Consider the following 15,824-nt stretch of genomic DNA (forward strand, 5'->3'; position numbering starts at 1 on the left):
CGAAGAAGAAATCTGGGGCTGGGGAGCAACATGGGTAAGACATCCACTTCGAGGCGGGCGCTGAGCGCACTCGCGTCGGTCGTGACGGCGGCGCTGCTGATCACGGGCATGACCACGCTGGGGGCGACCGGGGCCGCGGCGGCGGATTCGCCGTCGACGCCGCCGCCGCTGCTGCAGCGGAACGACGACGTCGTGACGTCGGACCCGATTCCGACCGTGCAGATCGACAACGGCTACGTGTGGTCGCAGACCACGATCGGGTCGACCGTCTACGCGGTGGGCAAGTTCGACAACGCCAGGGCGCCGCTCGCCGTACCGGGGACCAGCCTCACCGCCCGGTCCAACGTCCTCGCATACGACATCAACACCGGTCAGCTGCTCTCGTTCGCACCGCAGGTGAACGGCGTGATCAAGGCCGTCGCCGCCTCGCCGGACGGCAGCCGCATCTACATCGGCGGCTCCTTCAACTCCGTCAACGGCCAGACGCGCTGGAACTTCGCCGCGCTGGACGCCGTGACCGGGCAGCTGGTGCCCGGGTTCTCGCCCTCGATCGGCGGCAGCGGCGTGTACGCCCTCGCCACCTCGGGCTCGAGCGTCTACGTCGGCGGTCTCTTCACGCAGGGCAACGCGACCCCGCGCAAGAACCTCGCAGCCTTCTCGGCGACGAACGGCGCGCTGCTCAGCTGGGCGCCGCAGACCGACCTCCAGGTCGACGCCATGGTGATGGACCCGGCGGGTCAGAACGTCATCGCGGCCGGCCGCTTCTCCCAGGTCAACGGCGACCTGACGATGCGCGGCACCGTCGCGCTCGACAAGACGACCGGCGCGGTGGACAGCGGATGGGCGCTGCCGCAGACGGTGAAGAACGGCTCGAACACGGGCGCGAACTCGGGCAAGGCGGGGATCTTCGGCCTCGCGGCCGACGCCAACGCCGTGTACGGCACCGGCTGGGTCTACGCGGATGCGGCCACCGGCAACCTGGAGGGCACCTTCGCGGCCGAGGCCGGAAGCGGTCAGGTCCGCTGGATCGCGGACTGCCTGGGCGACCACTACGGCGTCTACTCGACCGGCAAGACGGTCTACACCACCAGCCACACCCACGCCTGCAGCACCATGGGCATGCACCCCGAGCAGAACCCGCGCACGCACCGTTACTCGGAGGCGTACACCGCCGACGCCCGCGGTCTGCTGGGCAACCAGCCCGCCGCCGGAGGCACGTACAAGAACTGGGCCGGGACACCGGCGCCCTCGGCCTACGCCTGGACGCCGGACTGGGCCGTGGGCGTGACCACGGGCATGGGTCAGGCCGGACTCTCGATCACCGGTGCGGGGAACATGATCTCGATCGGCGGCGAGTTCCGCTCCGTGAACAACGGCCGCTTCGAGGGACTCGTGCGGTTCTCCACCAACCCGCCCGGCGGCGCGAAGGACGGCCCTCGGCTGTCGGGGGCGAACTGGACCGGCACGGCGCAGTCGTTCATCCCTGGACGCGCACGGATCTCGATCCCCGCGAACTGGGACCGTGACGACCTCACGCTGACCTACGAACTGCGTCGGACCGGCACCACCGCCCCGGTGGCCACCGCCACCGCCCGCGGTACCTGGTGGGACCGCCCCTCGGTGAACCTCGAGGACAAGACCGCAGCTCCCGGATCGACGCAGGAGTACACCGTCGTCGCGAAGGACAGCGCGGGCAACTCCGTCTCCAGCCAGGCGATGAGCGTGACCATCGCGGCCGGTGCCGTGTCGAACTACGTCAACGCCGTCACGGCGGACGGCCCGCAGCTCTACTACCCGCTCGGCACCGCCGCGCAGGACTGGGCCGGGTCCAACACCCCCGTGTTCGGCACGGGCGTCACCGCCTCGACCTCCGGGGTGGAGAACACGGCGACGGGCGCCTCGACCTTCACCGGGACGAGCGCGGGACGCGTGGCCTCCGGGAGCAAGATCGCCGCGCCGTCCGAGTTCTCGACCGAGCTCTGGTTCAAGACCAACACCACCAGCGGCGGCAAGCTGATGGGCTACGGCGCCGCGGCGTCGGGTGAGTCGACCAGCTACGACCGTCATCTCTATATGACGAACAACGGGCGTCTCGTCTTCGGCACGTACAACGGCAGCACGCAGACCGTCCAGAACGACGCCGCGCTCAACGACAACGAGTGGCACCACGCCGTCGCGTCGCAGAGCGCGGAGGGGATGAAGCTCTACGTCGACGGCAAGCTCGTGTCGTCGCTCGCGGGGGCCACCACGGCGGAGAGCTACACGGGATATTGGCGTATCGGCGGAGACAACCTCGCCGGATGGCCGTCCGAGCCGAGCTCCAAGTACTTCAAGGGGGCGCTGGATGAGGTCGCGGTCTACCCGTTCGCCCTCACGGCGACCCAGGTGAAGACGCACTACGGAATCGGCAAGGGCTTCCAGGCCCCGACCGCTGCCTTCACCGCCACGCCGACCGACCTCGCCGTCGCGTTCGACGCGGAGGCTTCGGCGCCCGCGGGCTCGGCGACGATCGCCGGCTATCGGTGGGACTTCGGCGATGACTCGGCGACGGCCACCGGCAAGACGACGAGCCACACGTACGAGGCGTCCGGCACCTACACGGTGGCGCTGACCGTCACGGACAGCAACGGACTCGCCACCACGGCGGAGAAGCAGGTCGTGGTGAAGGCACCGAACGTCCTGCCGACGGCGGCCTTCGAGACGACGGCGAACGGGCTGTCGGTCTCGGCCGATGCGTCCGCCTCGACGGACTCCGACGGCTCCCTCGCCTCCTACGCATGGAACTGGGGGGACGGCACCACTTCGACCGGTCAGGTCGCGACGCACGTCTACGCCACGCCGGGCACCCGCACGGTGACCCTGACGGTGACCGACGACCGCGGCGGGAGCGCGTCGACCACACGACAGGTCGAGGCGACGCATGCCGACCCGGTCGCCGCCTTCACCGCGACCGCGTCGGGGCTGAGCGTCAACGTCTCGGCAGCCGGATCGAGTGCGTCCGACGGCGCGACGCTGTCCTACTCGTGGAACTGGGGCGACGGGTCTCCCGCCGGTTCCGGGGCCACGGCAGGCCACACGTACGCCGCGGCCGGCGCGCATGACATCACCCTCACCGTGACCGACAGCCTCGGCGCGTCCAAGGCCGTCACGAAGACCGTGACCGTGACCGCGCAGGTCTTCGCCGCGTCCGACGCGTTCGGTCGTGTCGTGTCCAGCGGCTGGGGCGCCGCCGACAAGGGCGGCACCTGGGCGCCGATGAGCGGCTCCGCCGCGGCGCTCTCCGTCGGCGACGGCGTGGGCAAGGTCAACCTGGCACCCGGTGACACCAGGGAGATGCTGCTGCAGGGCACGTCCCTTCTCGACACGTCCGCGCGGATCACCTACACGCTCGCCTCCGGGCCCTCCTCCGGGGCGGCGTACGAAGGTCTGGGCGCACGGCGTTCCGGGTCCTCGGGCTACCGGGCTCTCGCCTGGCACCGTCCTGACGGCACCACCTGGCTCGTGATCCACCGCAACGGCACGGCGATCGCCAGCACCGCCGTCTCCGGTCTCTCCTGGAGCGCGGGCAGCTCGTTCTCGCTCCTGATGGAGACGACCGGGTCGTCCACCACGACCATCCGCGCCAAGCTGTGGGCGGCGGGGTCGGCGGAGCCCGCCAACTGGCAGCTCACCACGACGGACGCGACGCCGGCTCTGCAGGTCGCCGGTGCCCCGACGGTGTTCTCCTACCGGTCGGGCAGTGGCACCGGCACCAACCTCGCCAGCTTCGACGACTTCACGCTGAAGAACCTCGGCACGCCGGCGCCGGAGCCCGAGCCGCAGCCCGAACCGGAGCCCGCGAACGTCGCTCCCACCGCCGCGTTCACCGCGACCGCGACGAACCTCACGGTCGCCGTGGACGGCAGCGCCTCGACCGACTCCGACGGCACGATCGCCTCGTACGCGTGGGACTTCGGCGACGGGACGACCGGCACCGGTGCGACCACCAGCCGCACCTACACCGCGGCGGGGACCTACACCGTCACCCTCACGGTGAAGGACGACAAGGGCGCCACGCACACCACCAGCAAGCCGGTGACCGTGACGGCGCCTCCCGTCGACCCGCAGCCCGAACCCGAACCCGAGCCGCAGCCGGCTCCGGTGGCGGACGACGGCTTCGACCGCACCGCGGGGCCCGGCTGGGGCACCGCCACGGTCGGCGGGGCGTGGACGATCGCCGGCGGCTCGCAGGCGGCGGCGACCGTCGCTGACGGCCAGGCGAAGCTGAACCTCATCGCCGGCGACACCCGGCATGCGACGCTCAACACCACGTCCGTCGCCGATGCGGTGCTCGAGACGCAGTTCCGGGTCGATCAGGCCCCGGCCGCGGGTGGCGCCTACGTCGGCGTGATCGCGCGGCAGTCGGCGGCCGGGAAGTACTTCGTCCGCGCCTGGCTGCGTCCTGACGGCACGGTCTGGCTCGTCGTGCACCGCGAAGGGACCGTCCTGCGCACGCAGGCCGTGCCCGGACTGGTGTGGGCCGCGAACACCTCGTACAACCTCGAGGTGTCCGTGACGGGGACGACGTCGGCGACCCTCTCCGCCAAGTTCTGGCCGACGGAGACGACGAAGCCGGCAGCCTGGCAGATCACCACGACCGACGCGGCACCCCTGGGTGCGGGTGCGGTGGGACTGAGCGGCAACCGCTCCGGCAGCGCGACCGCGCCGCTCGGCGTGTCGTTCGATTCGTTCCGCGTCACCGCACCGCAGTAAGATCCTGACGCATGGCCACTGCTGTCCCGATCGCGCTCCTCGCCTTCGGTGGAATCGCGGCAGTGGCCATCGTCGTGTTCGCACTCCGGCTGCTCCCGCGTACCGCCTTCGTCGTGTGGGCGGTCGTGCTGTTCTTCGTGCCTCTCTGGGTAGGGGTGAACATCAGCTTCTACTGGGCGGCGATCACCCTGCTCACCGTCCTGCTGATCATCGTGAACTGGTCGGTGGTGCCGTTGCGGGCGGCCGATGCCTGGGTCGCCGCGTTCGTCCTCGTCGTCGTCGGGTTGTACGGGTTCGGCACGGTCGACCTCGCCTCCCTCGTGGCATCGCTTCTCGAGTGGGTGATCCCCTACATCTGGGGGCGCGTGGTGCTCGCTCGCGTGACGACCGAGTGGATCACCTCGACGATCGCGGTCGTGGCCATCGTGGCCGCCGCTCTCGCGGTCGTCGAGTTCCTCACCTCCTTCAACCCCTTCGTCCTCATTCCCGGATCCGGCGTGGTGTACGACACATGGAGCCCGCTGCAGGAGCGCGGCGGGGTGCTGCGTGCGGAGGGGGCGTGGGGGCACTCGATCGCGCTCGGCGCCGCGCTGGCGATGTCCTCCGCGTTCGTCGTGGCGACGCGATGGCGACTGTTCCCGAAGATCACCGGCATCGTGCTCATCGCCACCGCCACGGTCTTCACGTTCAGTCGGGCGGGCCTGCTCACACTGGTGTTGACACTCGTCCTGTCCACCTTCCTCATCGTCGGGGTCTCGACGCGCTTCCGGGTGACGGTGGCCGTCGCCGGGGTGATCGGCACCGCGATCGTCATCCCCGTCATCGATTCCGTCTTCGGTGCCGCGGGGGACGAGGCCGGAGGCAGCGCCGACTACCGCACGGACCTGCTGGTCCTCCTGGAACAGGTGCAGCTGTTCGGGAACCCCGGCGACTGGCATTCCCTCGTCTCCGGCGACTACTACCTCGGATACTTCGCCCGGTCGGTGGACAACGCCCTCGTGCTCACGCTCCTCCGGTACGGGTACGTGCCGACCCTGCTCATCATGGCGGCCGTCGTCTGCGCGGCGCTGATGGCCGTGCGGCGCTCGACGCGGAGTCCCGCCGCCCTCGCCGTCGTCGGACAGCTCCCGAGTCTGGTCGTCGTCGCCCTCATCACGCAGTACAGCATGTTCCTGTGGTTCTGCGTCGGGCTCGCGGTGACCTGGGCGCGCGACGCCGGAACGCGATCCACCACCGCGGAAGAGGCCTTCCTGCGGGATCTCGGGACGGCGTCACCGCCGGCGACGACCGGACCCGCTCCACAGGTGCGGCAGACGTGAACGGGCCGTGCAGATGGCTCCTCTAGAATCGAGACCTCAGGGGGAATGGGGAGTCATGGCCGAGAGCCGGGTCAGCCTGCGTGTCATCGCGGGCTCGCTGCGCAAGTTCTGGTGGTTGATCGTGCTGTGCGGCGTCGTGGGCGCCGCGGGGTCGTACGGATACGCGTCGCTGCAGACGCCGTTGTTCCAGGCGACGACCTCGCTGTACTTCGCGCTGAACCAGGGCACGAGCGCCTCGGACCTCAACCAGGGCTCGGTGTACACCCAGAGCCAGATGCTGTCGTTCGCCCAGCTGGCGACGAGCTCGCGCGTGCTCGATCCGGTGATCGAGGAGCTCGAGCTCGACACGACGCCCCGCGCGCTCGCGAGGGACATCGAGGTGACCATCCCGCAGAGCACCGTCACCCTGCGGATCACCGGCATCACGGACGACCCGGAAGCTGCGGCCGAGCTCGCGAACGCCGTCGCCGAGCAGCTCATCACGGTCGTCAAGGACGTCGCTCCGAAGGATCCGCAGGGCGAGTCCACCATCACCGCCGAGGTCATCGACGACGCCGTCGTCCCCGAGTTCCAGTTCACTCCGAGCAAGCCCAGGGACGCGGCCCTCGGCGGTTTCCTCGGAGGCGTGCTCGGCCTTGCGGCCGCCGTGCTCATCGGTGTGCTGGACACCCGTGTCCGCAACGAGGAGGCGCTGACGCAGGCCGGCGGGGATCCCGTGCTCGGCGTCGTCTCCAAGTCGCCGCTGCTGGAGGCGCGGGGAATCGCCGTCGCCCAGGAGCCGCTCGGCCACACCTCGGAGGAGTTCCGCCGCATCCGGTCGGCGCTCGCGTACGCGAACGTGTCGTCCCGGGTGAAGGTGCTGCTGGTGACCTCCGGTATGCCCGCCGAGGGCAAGTCGACCGTGTCGGTGAATCTCGCGATGACCCTCGCCGCGCTCCGTAATTCCGTCCTGCTCATCGACGCCGACATGCGCCGCCCGCGTGCCCACGAGCACGCCGGCATCGACGGTTCGGTCGGACTCACGAGCGTCCTGCTCGACGAGGTGGAGTTCGAGGTGGCCAAGCACCGCGTCGCGGACACCACGCTGGACATCCTCCCTGCCGGGACGATCCCGCCGAACCCCGCCGAGCTGCTCACGTCGGCGCGCATGGCACAGCTTCTCGACTTCGCCGCGGCGGACTACGACTACGTCGTGATCGACTCGCCCCCGACGCTGAGCGTCGCGGACGCCAACCTCCTGGCCACCCAGACGGACGGTGTCATCCTCGTCGTCGACGCCACCAAGACGCGGCGGGCGGCACTGGCGAAGAGCATCAAATCGCTGGAATCGGGCGGCGCCCGCATCCTCGGCACGGTCCTCAACCGTGCGCGTCCGGACCGGCATCGCAGCGAGTACTACAGCGAGTGAGCGACCCGCCGTCCTCCCGGGGGAGGCGTGCAGCATATCGGCGGAAGGGCTCGAATCGTTTGCCATCGTCCAGACGGGCGGTTATTCTTCATGGGTTGCGAGGGGGGCTCGCACTTTGTCGCCGGGGTTGAAACTGCGGCGAAGCGTGGGTGATCGTGTATTCCACCCCAGAAACGGTGACATCGTGTCCTTTCCGTTCCCTGTTCGTCTCTCATCGCCAGCGGCGCCACGGCGTCGCCATCGCCTGCTCGCGGGTGCCCTGGGCGTCGCCGTCGCGCTCTCCGGAGCGCTGATCGCCGCACCGGCCTCCGCGGCGGTCGCCGCCGCCTCGCCTTCGGCCCGACCGGCGGCAGCGTCTGCGGGTCCCCTCCTCTCCGACCCGATGAACCGCGCCGTCGCCTCCGGCTGGGGCGCCTCTCCCGTCGGGGCCTGGCGTGTGGTCGAGGGTGCGTCGAGCGTCGGGAACGGGCAGGCGATGCTCGCCAGCCGGAAGCCCGGGATCACGGCGCGGGCGACCGTGGCCGGGGTGACGGCGGCGGATGTGTCGAGCCGCTACACGGTGACGGTCCCTGCCCTCCCCGTCGGCGGTCCGCTCTACCTGGCCCAGGCCGTCCGCATCGTCGGCAAGGACTCCTACGGTGTGCGTCTCCGCGTGCACCCCGACGGCTCCGCCTACGTGTCCGTGGTCCGGATGACCGACCTCACCACTGTGCAGAACCTGAGCGAGCGACGACTCCCCTTCCCGGTGACGACGGGCATGTCGCTGCGCGTCGCCCTCGACGTGACCGGGACCAGTCCGGTGACGCTCGCGGCCAAGGCCTGGGCGGCAGATGGGGACGAGCCGTCCGCGTGGCAGGTGACGCACGCCGATTCCTCGGCCACGCGGATCACGGCCGCGGGTGGTTACGGCTTCGCGCTGTACACGTCCTCCGGAGCGAAGGCCGCCGTCCCGCTCGCGATCGACGACGTGCTCGCGGCCGCGCCCGCGCCGGTGGCGACTCCCACTCCGACGCCGACGCCGACGCCCGCCCCCGCGCCGAACCCGGCTCCCGCGCCGAACCCGGTTCCGGTTCCCCCGGTGACGCCGACCACCCCGGTGACACCCGCTCCACCTGCCACCCCGGCCGGTGTCCGCGGGAAGCCGGGCGCCGCCGCCCCGGGGTCGCTGTCGTACCCGGCACCCGCCACCGCGATCTACGCGGCGCCGGGCGGATCGGACGGCGCTGCCGGTACGAAGAACTCGCCGGTGCGCACGATCGCGGCCGCGCTGCGGCTGGTACCGAACGGCGGCACCATCGTGCTCCGCGGTGGCACCTACCACGAGGAGATCGTCGTGCCGCCGCAGAAGCGCGTCACGATCCAGCCCGCTCCGAACGAGGCGGTCTGGATGGACGGCGCGAAGACCGTCACCGGCTGGAAGCCCGCAGGCAAGACCTGGACGGTCGACGGCTGGGGGACCGCGCTCGACTCGAGCCCCACATACACGAAGGGAGCGCCCGACAACACCCAGCCGGAGTGGCGCTTCGTCGATCCCGCGCACCCGATGGCCGCGCATCCGGACCAGGTGTGGGTCGCGGGCGTGCAGCTGCGGGAGGTCGCCTCCGCCGCGCAGGTCGTCGCCGGGACCTTCTTCGTCGACGATCGGGCGAAGCGGCTCGTGATCGGCACCGACCCGACGGGCAAGCCCGTGGAGGCGAGCGTGCTCACCCAGGCGCTCTCGATCCGGTCCGCCGGATCCGAGGTGCGCGGCATCGGCATCCGCCGGTACGCCACCAGCGTGCCCCAGATGGGGACCGTCATCGCCGCAGCGAGCGACATCACGCTCGCCGACGTGACGATCCGCGACAACTCGACGACCGGCTTCTACTCCTGGGCGCCGAGGACGACGTTGACGCGCGTCTCGTTGATCGGCAACGGTCTCCTCGGTGGCGGCGCCTCCCAGGCCGACGGCTTGAAGGTGAAGCAGATGCTCTCGGTCGGGAACAACGCCGAGCGCTTCAACCACTCCCCGGTGTCCGGCGCGTTCAAGGTCACCCGGACGCGCGGAGTGACCGTCACCGACAGCGCGTTCACGGGTAACGCCGGTCGTGGTCCGTGGTTCGACGAATCGGTCATCGACATCGTCTTCACGGGTAACGACGTGATCGGCAACACCGGTCACGGTGTCATGGTCGAGCTCTCGGAGCGGGCGGTCGTCGCCGACAACATCATCGCCCGCAACGGCGACTTCGGGCTGTTCGTCCTGAACTCCGGCAACGTGAAGATCTGGAACAACACCTTCGTCGGCAACGCCAACCGGAACGTCAGCATCGGTCAGGACGGTCGCCGAGCCTCCGACCCGAACGCGGCGGGCCACGATCCGCGCACGCGCTTCGCACCGCTGGCGCCGTGGATCGTGCGCAACACCGTGATGTCCAACAACGTCATGGCGGAGAGCGCGGGCAACTGCCTGGTCTGCGTACAGGACTACTCGACCACCTTCACCGGTGCGCAGATGATGTCGAGCGTGAACGGCAACCTCTACCACCGCACCGCCCCCGGCACGCCCCGATGGTTCTCGGCCTGGTCGAAGGGATCCGTCTCGCGGGATCCGGCGGTGGCAGACACCCTCGCGGCGTTCACCGCGGCGACGGGTCAGGACCGCCGCTCGCAGTTCGTGCAGGGAGCCTCCGTGGTGTCCGCCACGTACGTGCTGGCCCCCGCGCAGGCGCAGCGGCAGGCCGCAGTGGCGGTCCCCGTGCCGGCGGATATCGCCTCGGTATCGCGACTCCCCGGCAACAGCGCGACGCTGGGAGCCCTGCCGCGGTGACGATCTAGGTATGGGTTCTCTTCTCGCTGTCGGCGCCCGCGCGCTGACGATGGTCATCGCGCTGGTCTGCGGCGTTCTCACGACGCGGATGATCATCGGAGACGCGGGCGTCGGCAGCTTCGCCCTCTACACGCTGCTCACGACGATCCCGTCGCTGCTGACCTTCACCGATCTCGGCAGCGGCGCCGTGCTCGTGAACGCCGTGGCCACGAGCGACGACGTGAGGACGGACGAGAAGCTCCGCTATCAGCTCACGTCGGTCGGCCGGGTGCTGCTGATGTTCGCGGCCTCCGCCATGGCGATCAACACCGTGCTCCTGGCCACCGGTGCCTGGGAGATCGTGTTCGGCGATGCCGGAGGAGAGCCGGGGGCGTCGCTGGCCGCCTTCTTCTGCGTGACGATCTTCTGTCTCGGTATCCCGCTGGGCATCTGGGCGCGGATCATGCTCGGGCAGCGCAAGAACCACATCGTGATCCTGCTGCAGGGCCTCATCTCGCCGCTCACGCTGGCCGGGGTGTGGCTGCTGCTGACGTTCGGTGGCGAGAATCTGCATTCCTACGCGGCGATCGCGTCGTTCGCGGCCTCGCTGATCGTCTCGATCCTCGGCGTCCTCATCACCGCTCGGACCACGTCTCCGTTGATCCCCGAGGCTGCGCGCATGGTTCTGCGCCCGCGACGGTTCCCTGGCGTACGGGTGATGGACGTGGGATGGCCGATGCTGGCTCAGATGGTGACGTATCCGATCGCGGTGGGGTCGCAGCGGTACGTGATCGCCCAGCTCGGCGGTCCGACCGACGTCGCCGAGTACGGTGTGGCCGGGCAGGTCTTCTTCGCGCTCAACGGTCTGGTGATGGCCGGTGGGCTCGCGCTCTGGCCGCATTTCGCTCGCATGCGACACCAGGGCGATCTCCGCCGCGGACCATTCCTGCTCTCCGGACTGTTCGCCGTGGCCGTCGCCCTCGCGACGGTGGTGGTGTGGCTCGTCGGGCCGTGGCTGTTCGGGTTCATCACGCAGGGAGAGCTGGAGGTCCGGCCGACCACGATCTTCGCGTTCGGCCTCATGATCATGCTCACGGCGGCTGTCTACCCGCTCGGGATGTTCATCATGGACAAGCCCGGGATCCGATTCCAGGTGATCCCCACCCTCAGCATGGCCGCGGTCGGGGTCACCCTGGCGTTCGTCCTCACACCGATCCTCGGTATCGCCGGTCCGCTCCTCGGTGTCGCCTTCGCGCTCCTGGTCTGTCAGCTGATCCCGTTCTCGATCTACATCGTGCGTCATCGGGCGCGGCTCACGGCCGAGGCCGCCGTCTCGGCGTGAGCCCAGGTCGCGTGCGCCCGGCGCCGTGCGGATACCCGCGGGTCGTCAGTCGAGGACGCCGGCGGTGACGCCGGCGCGGTAGACCGCAGGTGCGTGCCGGCGCAGGGCTTCGTCGCGGCTCTCGGCCACACTGCCCACGAGGTCGTCCCACCGTGCGCACACGTCGTCGAGTGCGGCGGCGATCGCCGGAGCATCGTCCGGTGCGACCAGCTGCGCCGTGGCGTAGCCGCCCGCGGCCTCGCGCAGACCGCTGCTGTCGCTCGCGATGACGGGGCGGAGCCCCAGAACGCCCTCGACGGCGGTGTTCCCGAACGGCTCGTCCACCCGGGAGGGCACGACCAGCACGTCGGCTTCCGCGAGGAACGGCCAGATGTCGGCGTGGAATCCCGCGAAGGTGACGGAGACCCCGGTCTCTGCGGCACGGGCGCGCAGTTCGCGCTCGTACCATTCGTATCCCTCGAAGACCGCCCCGAGGAGCGTGACCTCGACGGGCCGCCCCTCCGCCTGCACTGCCGCCGCGGCGTCGATGACGAGGTCGGGACCCTTCCGAGGCGAGAGCCGCCCGACGTACAGCACGCGGAGGGCGCCGTCGATCCGGGGCCGCGGCGGCGCGGGGTGCGGGGGCGACGCGACGCCGTTGGCGACGATCCGGGTGCGGTCGGCGAGAGCGGGCAGCGCGCGCCGGATGGTGTCGAGGCTGAAGCGGCTGTTCACGAGGGTGCGGACCGAGGCGAGGTGCGGCATGTAGAGCAGGCGGTTCACCAGCGTGCTCCCGGAGGCCTCCGCCTCGTGCACGTGACTGACCGCGCGAGTGCCGCGGAGTCGGGCCACGAGGGGCCATTGCGGAATGATGATGGTCGACACGTAGACGGCGTCGGGGCGCACGCGTCCGATCAGACGCCATGCGGCGCCGAGGCCCCGGAACATGTCGCGGAACAGGCGGGGCAGACCGCGCGGGGTGAGCAGCACCTTGCGCAGGACGAGCATCGGCAGGATGACGACCTCTGCTCCGGCGGCGCGCAGCGGCGGGACGAGCAGACCCGAGCTCGGAAGGGCGACCACCACACGGGCTCCGGCCTCCACGAGACCGATCGCGCTCTCGAGGAGCATGCGGTCCGACCCGAACATCTCGGCACCGGGATGCACGAGAAGGACGGTCTTGCGCTTCACGCCGGTGGTCATCGTGTCGCGTCCGCGGGGGCGGGGGCCCAGTCGGCGCTCCGTCGGCGCGCACGCCGGGCGGACGCGTGGACGCTGGAGCCTTCGGACAGACGGCGGGCGAGGTCTTCGTACTCGTCCGCGACGTCGTCCCAGCGGAAGCGCGTGCGGGCGATCTCCTGCACCGCGGCTGCATGCGCGTCGCGGGTCGTGGGGTCGGCTTCGGCGGCCGCGACGTGGGTCGCGACGTCATCCGCGTCGGCGAAGAACCAGCCGTTGCCGCCGAGGACCTCCCGGTTGAAGGGCACCTCGTAGCCGATCACCGCGGTGCCCGCACCCATGGCGCGCAGGAGCGACGGGTTGGTGCCACCGACGGAGTGGCCATGCAGGTAGGTGGCGGCGTGGGCGTAGAGCCCGTCGAGGAGCTCCTGGTCGTAGACGCCGCCCACGAGGCGGATCCGCTCGTCGCCCTCGGCGGCGTTCCGGATCTCCTGGATGTATCCGGCGGCGTACGGCGCGGAGCCGACGACCACGAGCGGCAGTCGCGCGGCGCTGGCGCGGTATCCGCGGACGATCTCGAGCACGTGGTTCTCCGGCTCGAACCGAGCGACGACGAGGTGGTAGCCGTTCGGAGTGAGGTCCATCTCGGCCAGGCGGTGCGTCGGCGGCTGATCGAGGATCGGCGCGCCGTATCGGATGAGCTCCGTGGGCACGTCGAACTGGTGGCGGTAGTAGTCGGAGATGCCGGGGGCGTCGGCGATGAGCGCGTCCGCGGTGCGGACGCCGAACTGCTCGGCCCAGCGATAGTACGCCTTGCCGCGGGGACCCCACTTCGACCGGCGCCACTCCAGACCGTCCATGTGCAGGGCGACGGGCGCCCGGCGCAGCCGGAGCAGCGGGAGGAACGGCGAGTTCGCGGCGTTGAAGACGAAGGCCGCGTCGGGGCGGCGGTGGAAGAGCAGATGCAGGGCCGACAGCCCGGTGTGGCTGAGGGTCTCGATCTGCTTCACCGGGACCGCGGGGAGGTGCACCACGCGCATGCCGAGGTACTCCTTCTCGCGGTGCTCTGAGCCGCGGGTGTACACGACGACGTCGTGGCCACGGTCGGCGAGCCGTCGCCCCACCTCTTCGATGGCCGTCTCGAATCCGCCGTAGGCCGCAGGCACGCCGCGGGTCCCCACCATCGCGATCGTGAGGGGTGTCGTAGTGCTCATCCGCTCAGTATGCCCCGCTCGGCTGCGCCATGACCTTCGCGGTGCGCCACATGATCTGCAGATCGTTCATGACGGACCAGTTCTCCACGTAGCGCAGGTCGAGCCGCACGCTCTCGTCCCACGACAGGTCGCTGCGTCCGGAGACCTGCCACAGACCCGTGATCCCGGGCTTGATGTACAGGCGGCGGAACACGGTGCCGTCGTAAGCGGTGACCTCGCTGGGCAGCGGCGGCCGCGGACCGACGACGCTCATGTCGCCGACCAGCACGTTCCAGAACTGCGGGAGCTCATCCAGCGACAGCTTGCGCAGCACCTTCCCGACGCGGGTCACGCGGGGGTCGTCCTTCATCTTGAAGAGGAGGCCGGCGCCCTCGTTGTGGTCCTTCAGCGCCGCGAGCTGCTTCTCGGCGTCGGTGCGCATGGAACGGAACTTGACCATCTTGAACGTACGGCCGTCCCGGCCGACACGCTCCTGGAAGAAGAACACGGGCCCCGGAGAGTCGAGCTTGATGAGAGCGCTGAGCACAGGTGTGAGCAGCGCGATCGGAATCAGCGCGATGGCGGCCACCAGTACGTCGAGGGCGCGCTTCAGCAGGTGGACGCCGCCCTCGTAGGTCGGAATCTTCACCTGGATCAGCGGCAGGCCGTCGACCTGGCGGAGCGAGATGCGAGGACCCGCGACGTCCGTCAGGCGGCTCGAGAGGACGAGCTCGGCGGCCGTGCCTTCGAGCTGCCAGCTGAGCTGCTTGACGAAGTCGGGGGACCCCTCGGGGCGGCTCGCCACGATGATGGTGTCCGCCCCGAGCTGTGCCGCCGCGGGGGCGACGGTGTCCAGATCGCCCACGACCGGGTAGATGCTCTCCCCGATCCTGAGCGCGCCGGCATTGCGATCCAGCAACGTCGTCCCCACGACGTGGTAGCCGTTCTCCCCGCCCTTCTGCAGGGAGTCGATCACATACTCGACGTCCTCGGTGGCGCCGACCACCAGTGTCCTCGACGCGAACCGTCCGGACAGGCGCTGCCGCTGCAGCCAGCGACGCCAGGCCCAGCGGGCGAAGAGGAGACCGAGCATGCCGACCGGGAGCGCGATGAAGAACAGCGGCTGCAGCCCTTCCCACTCCAGGAGCACGCCCGCAATGGCGGTGATGCCGAAGGCGAGACCCGCCGCGTGCGCGACGCGACGGTACTCCGTGGCCCCAGACCCGAAGATGGCGGCGGCTCGGCTGTTGAGCGCCGACAGCATCAGGTACCAGGCGAGACCCAGCAATGCGGCGTTGCGCACGGCCTCGATCACCGTGACGCCGGTGAGCAGCTGGACCGTCGCCGTCAGTGCGACGGCGATCAGGATGACAGCCGCATCCGTGATCCGCAGTCGCATCCGATAGCGACGCTCCCACTGCAGGCGTCGTTCGAGCGTCGCCGAGACACGCGGCGTGCTCGCCGCATGCGTCACCGACGCGGTCGCCCGCGGAGCCGTGATCGGCGTGAAACCCGTACGAGCGATGCTCAGAGCATCCTCGACGGAAGTCATGCCGAGGCCCCTTGAGCCGTGAATGTACGCAGATAACCCCAGTGCGCCATCGTTTCCCCAGTTTTCCCCAGACCATGAACCCCACGTTCACGGACACGTCTGCGTCCCGACCCCTCGGGTCCTGCTGAAGCTTCGCGATCCCACATCGAGAAGGTGTCCTCGTCGTCCCAAACCGACGAGGCGTGCAGCAGGCACTGCAGACGGTCATCACTGTAGCGGATTCGGCCGCCCGACGGAAGCGCTTCCCGAGGGTGAGCGAAAACCCGTTCCGGAATACCGCATGCGAGGGTGCACCCGGAGCTAGTCTGTCGC

The 15,824-nt window shown here is 70.1% G+C and carries 8 protein-coding genes; 5 read left to right on the forward strand and 3 right to left on the reverse strand.

Annotated elements, in window-relative coordinates; genetic code table 11:
* The first annotated feature begins 30 nt into the window (after positions 1–30).
* The 5 genes from M4D53_RS17515 to M4D53_RS09125 all read left to right on the forward strand — a co-directional run bounded on the left by M4D53_RS17515 (position 31) and on the right by M4D53_RS09125 (position 11,609).
* Positions 31–4,752: a PKD domain-containing protein gene (locus tag M4D53_RS17515; RefSeq protein ID WP_311198658.1), complete on the forward strand. Its 4,722-nt coding sequence runs from the start codon at positions 31–33 to the stop codon at positions 4,750–4,752.
* 11 nt (positions 4,753–4,763) lie between these two features.
* The gene (locus M4D53_RS09110; RefSeq protein WP_187663192.1) at positions 4,764–6,071 is read left to right on the forward strand and encodes a hypothetical protein; all 1,308 of its coding nucleotides are present in this window, start codon (positions 4,764–4,766) and stop codon (positions 6,069–6,071) included.
* Positions 6,072–6,126: 55 nt separating this feature from the next.
* A complete protein-coding gene (locus tag M4D53_RS09115) occupies positions 6,127–7,479 on the forward strand; it encodes a tyrosine-protein kinase domain-containing protein (RefSeq protein ID WP_187663193.1) in 1,353 nt (450 codons plus the stop codon).
* Positions 7,480–7,663: 184 nt separating this feature from the next.
* Positions 7,664–10,288 (forward strand): right-handed parallel beta-helix repeat-containing protein, encoded by a 2,625-nt coding sequence (locus tag M4D53_RS09120; protein WP_259953562.1) that lies wholly within the window; start codon positions 7,664–7,666, stop codon positions 10,286–10,288.
* A 10-nt stretch (positions 10,289–10,298) separates the two neighbouring features.
* On the forward strand, positions 10,299–11,609 hold the full coding sequence (locus tag M4D53_RS09125; RefSeq protein ID WP_187663194.1) for an MATE family efflux transporter: 1,311 nt from the start codon (positions 10,299–10,301) through the stop codon (positions 11,607–11,609).
* A gap of 45 nt (positions 11,610–11,654) precedes the next feature.
* Here M4D53_RS09125 and M4D53_RS09130 read toward each other — a convergent pair whose 3' ends face one another.
* The 3 genes from M4D53_RS09130 to M4D53_RS09140 are packed head-to-tail and all read right to left on the reverse strand — an operon-like array spanning position 11,655 to position 15,512.
* Complete coding sequence (locus M4D53_RS09130) at positions 11,655–12,791, reverse strand: glycosyltransferase (protein ID WP_259953564.1); 1,137 nt, start codon at positions 12,789–12,791, stop codon at positions 11,655–11,657.
* Positions 12,788–13,981, reverse strand: a complete 1,194-nt coding sequence (locus M4D53_RS09135; RefSeq protein WP_259953572.1) for a DUF1972 domain-containing protein — start codon at positions 13,979–13,981, stop codon at positions 12,788–12,790. The genes M4D53_RS09130 and M4D53_RS09135 overlap by 4 nt, the downstream gene beginning before the upstream one ends.
* A gap of 4 nt (positions 13,982–13,985) precedes the next feature.
* On the reverse strand, positions 13,986–15,512 hold the full coding sequence (locus M4D53_RS09140) for a sugar transferase (RefSeq protein ID WP_187663197.1): 1,527 nt from the start codon (positions 15,510–15,512) through the stop codon (positions 13,986–13,988).
* Positions 15,513–15,824: the final 312 nt, after the last annotated feature.

The sequence above is a fragment of the Microbacterium meiriae genome, from assembly GCF_025143875.1.
Lineage (GTDB): Bacteria > Actinomycetota > Actinomycetes > Actinomycetales > Microbacteriaceae > Microbacterium > Microbacterium meiriae.

What these genes read in the sequence shown, in the direction of transcription:
- M4D53_RS09125 (WP_187663194.1), top strand. Translation starts at nt 10,299, where the DNA reads ATGGGTTCTCTTCTCGCTGTCGGCGCCCGCGCGCTGACGATGGTCATC.
- M4D53_RS09115 (WP_187663193.1), top strand. Translation starts at nt 6,127, where the DNA reads ATGGCCGAGAGCCGGGTCAGCCTGCGTGTCATCGCGGGCTCGCTGCGC.
- M4D53_RS09140 (WP_187663197.1), bottom strand. Translation starts at nt 15,512, where the DNA reads ATGACTTCCGTCGAGGATGCTCTGAGCATCGCTCGTACGGGTTTCACG.
- M4D53_RS09130 (WP_259953564.1), bottom strand. Translation starts at nt 12,791, where the DNA reads ATGACCACCGGCGTGAAGCGCAAGACCGTCCTTCTCGTGCATCCCGGT.
- M4D53_RS17515 (WP_311198658.1), top strand. Translation starts at nt 31, where the DNA reads ATGGGTAAGACATCCACTTCGAGGCGGGCGCTGAGCGCACTCGCGTCG.
- M4D53_RS09110 (WP_187663192.1), top strand. Translation starts at nt 4,764, where the DNA reads ATGGCCACTGCTGTCCCGATCGCGCTCCTCGCCTTCGGTGGAATCGCG.
- M4D53_RS09135 (WP_259953572.1), bottom strand. Translation starts at nt 13,981, where the DNA reads ATGAGCACTACGACACCCCTCACGATCGCGATGGTGGGGACCCGCGGC.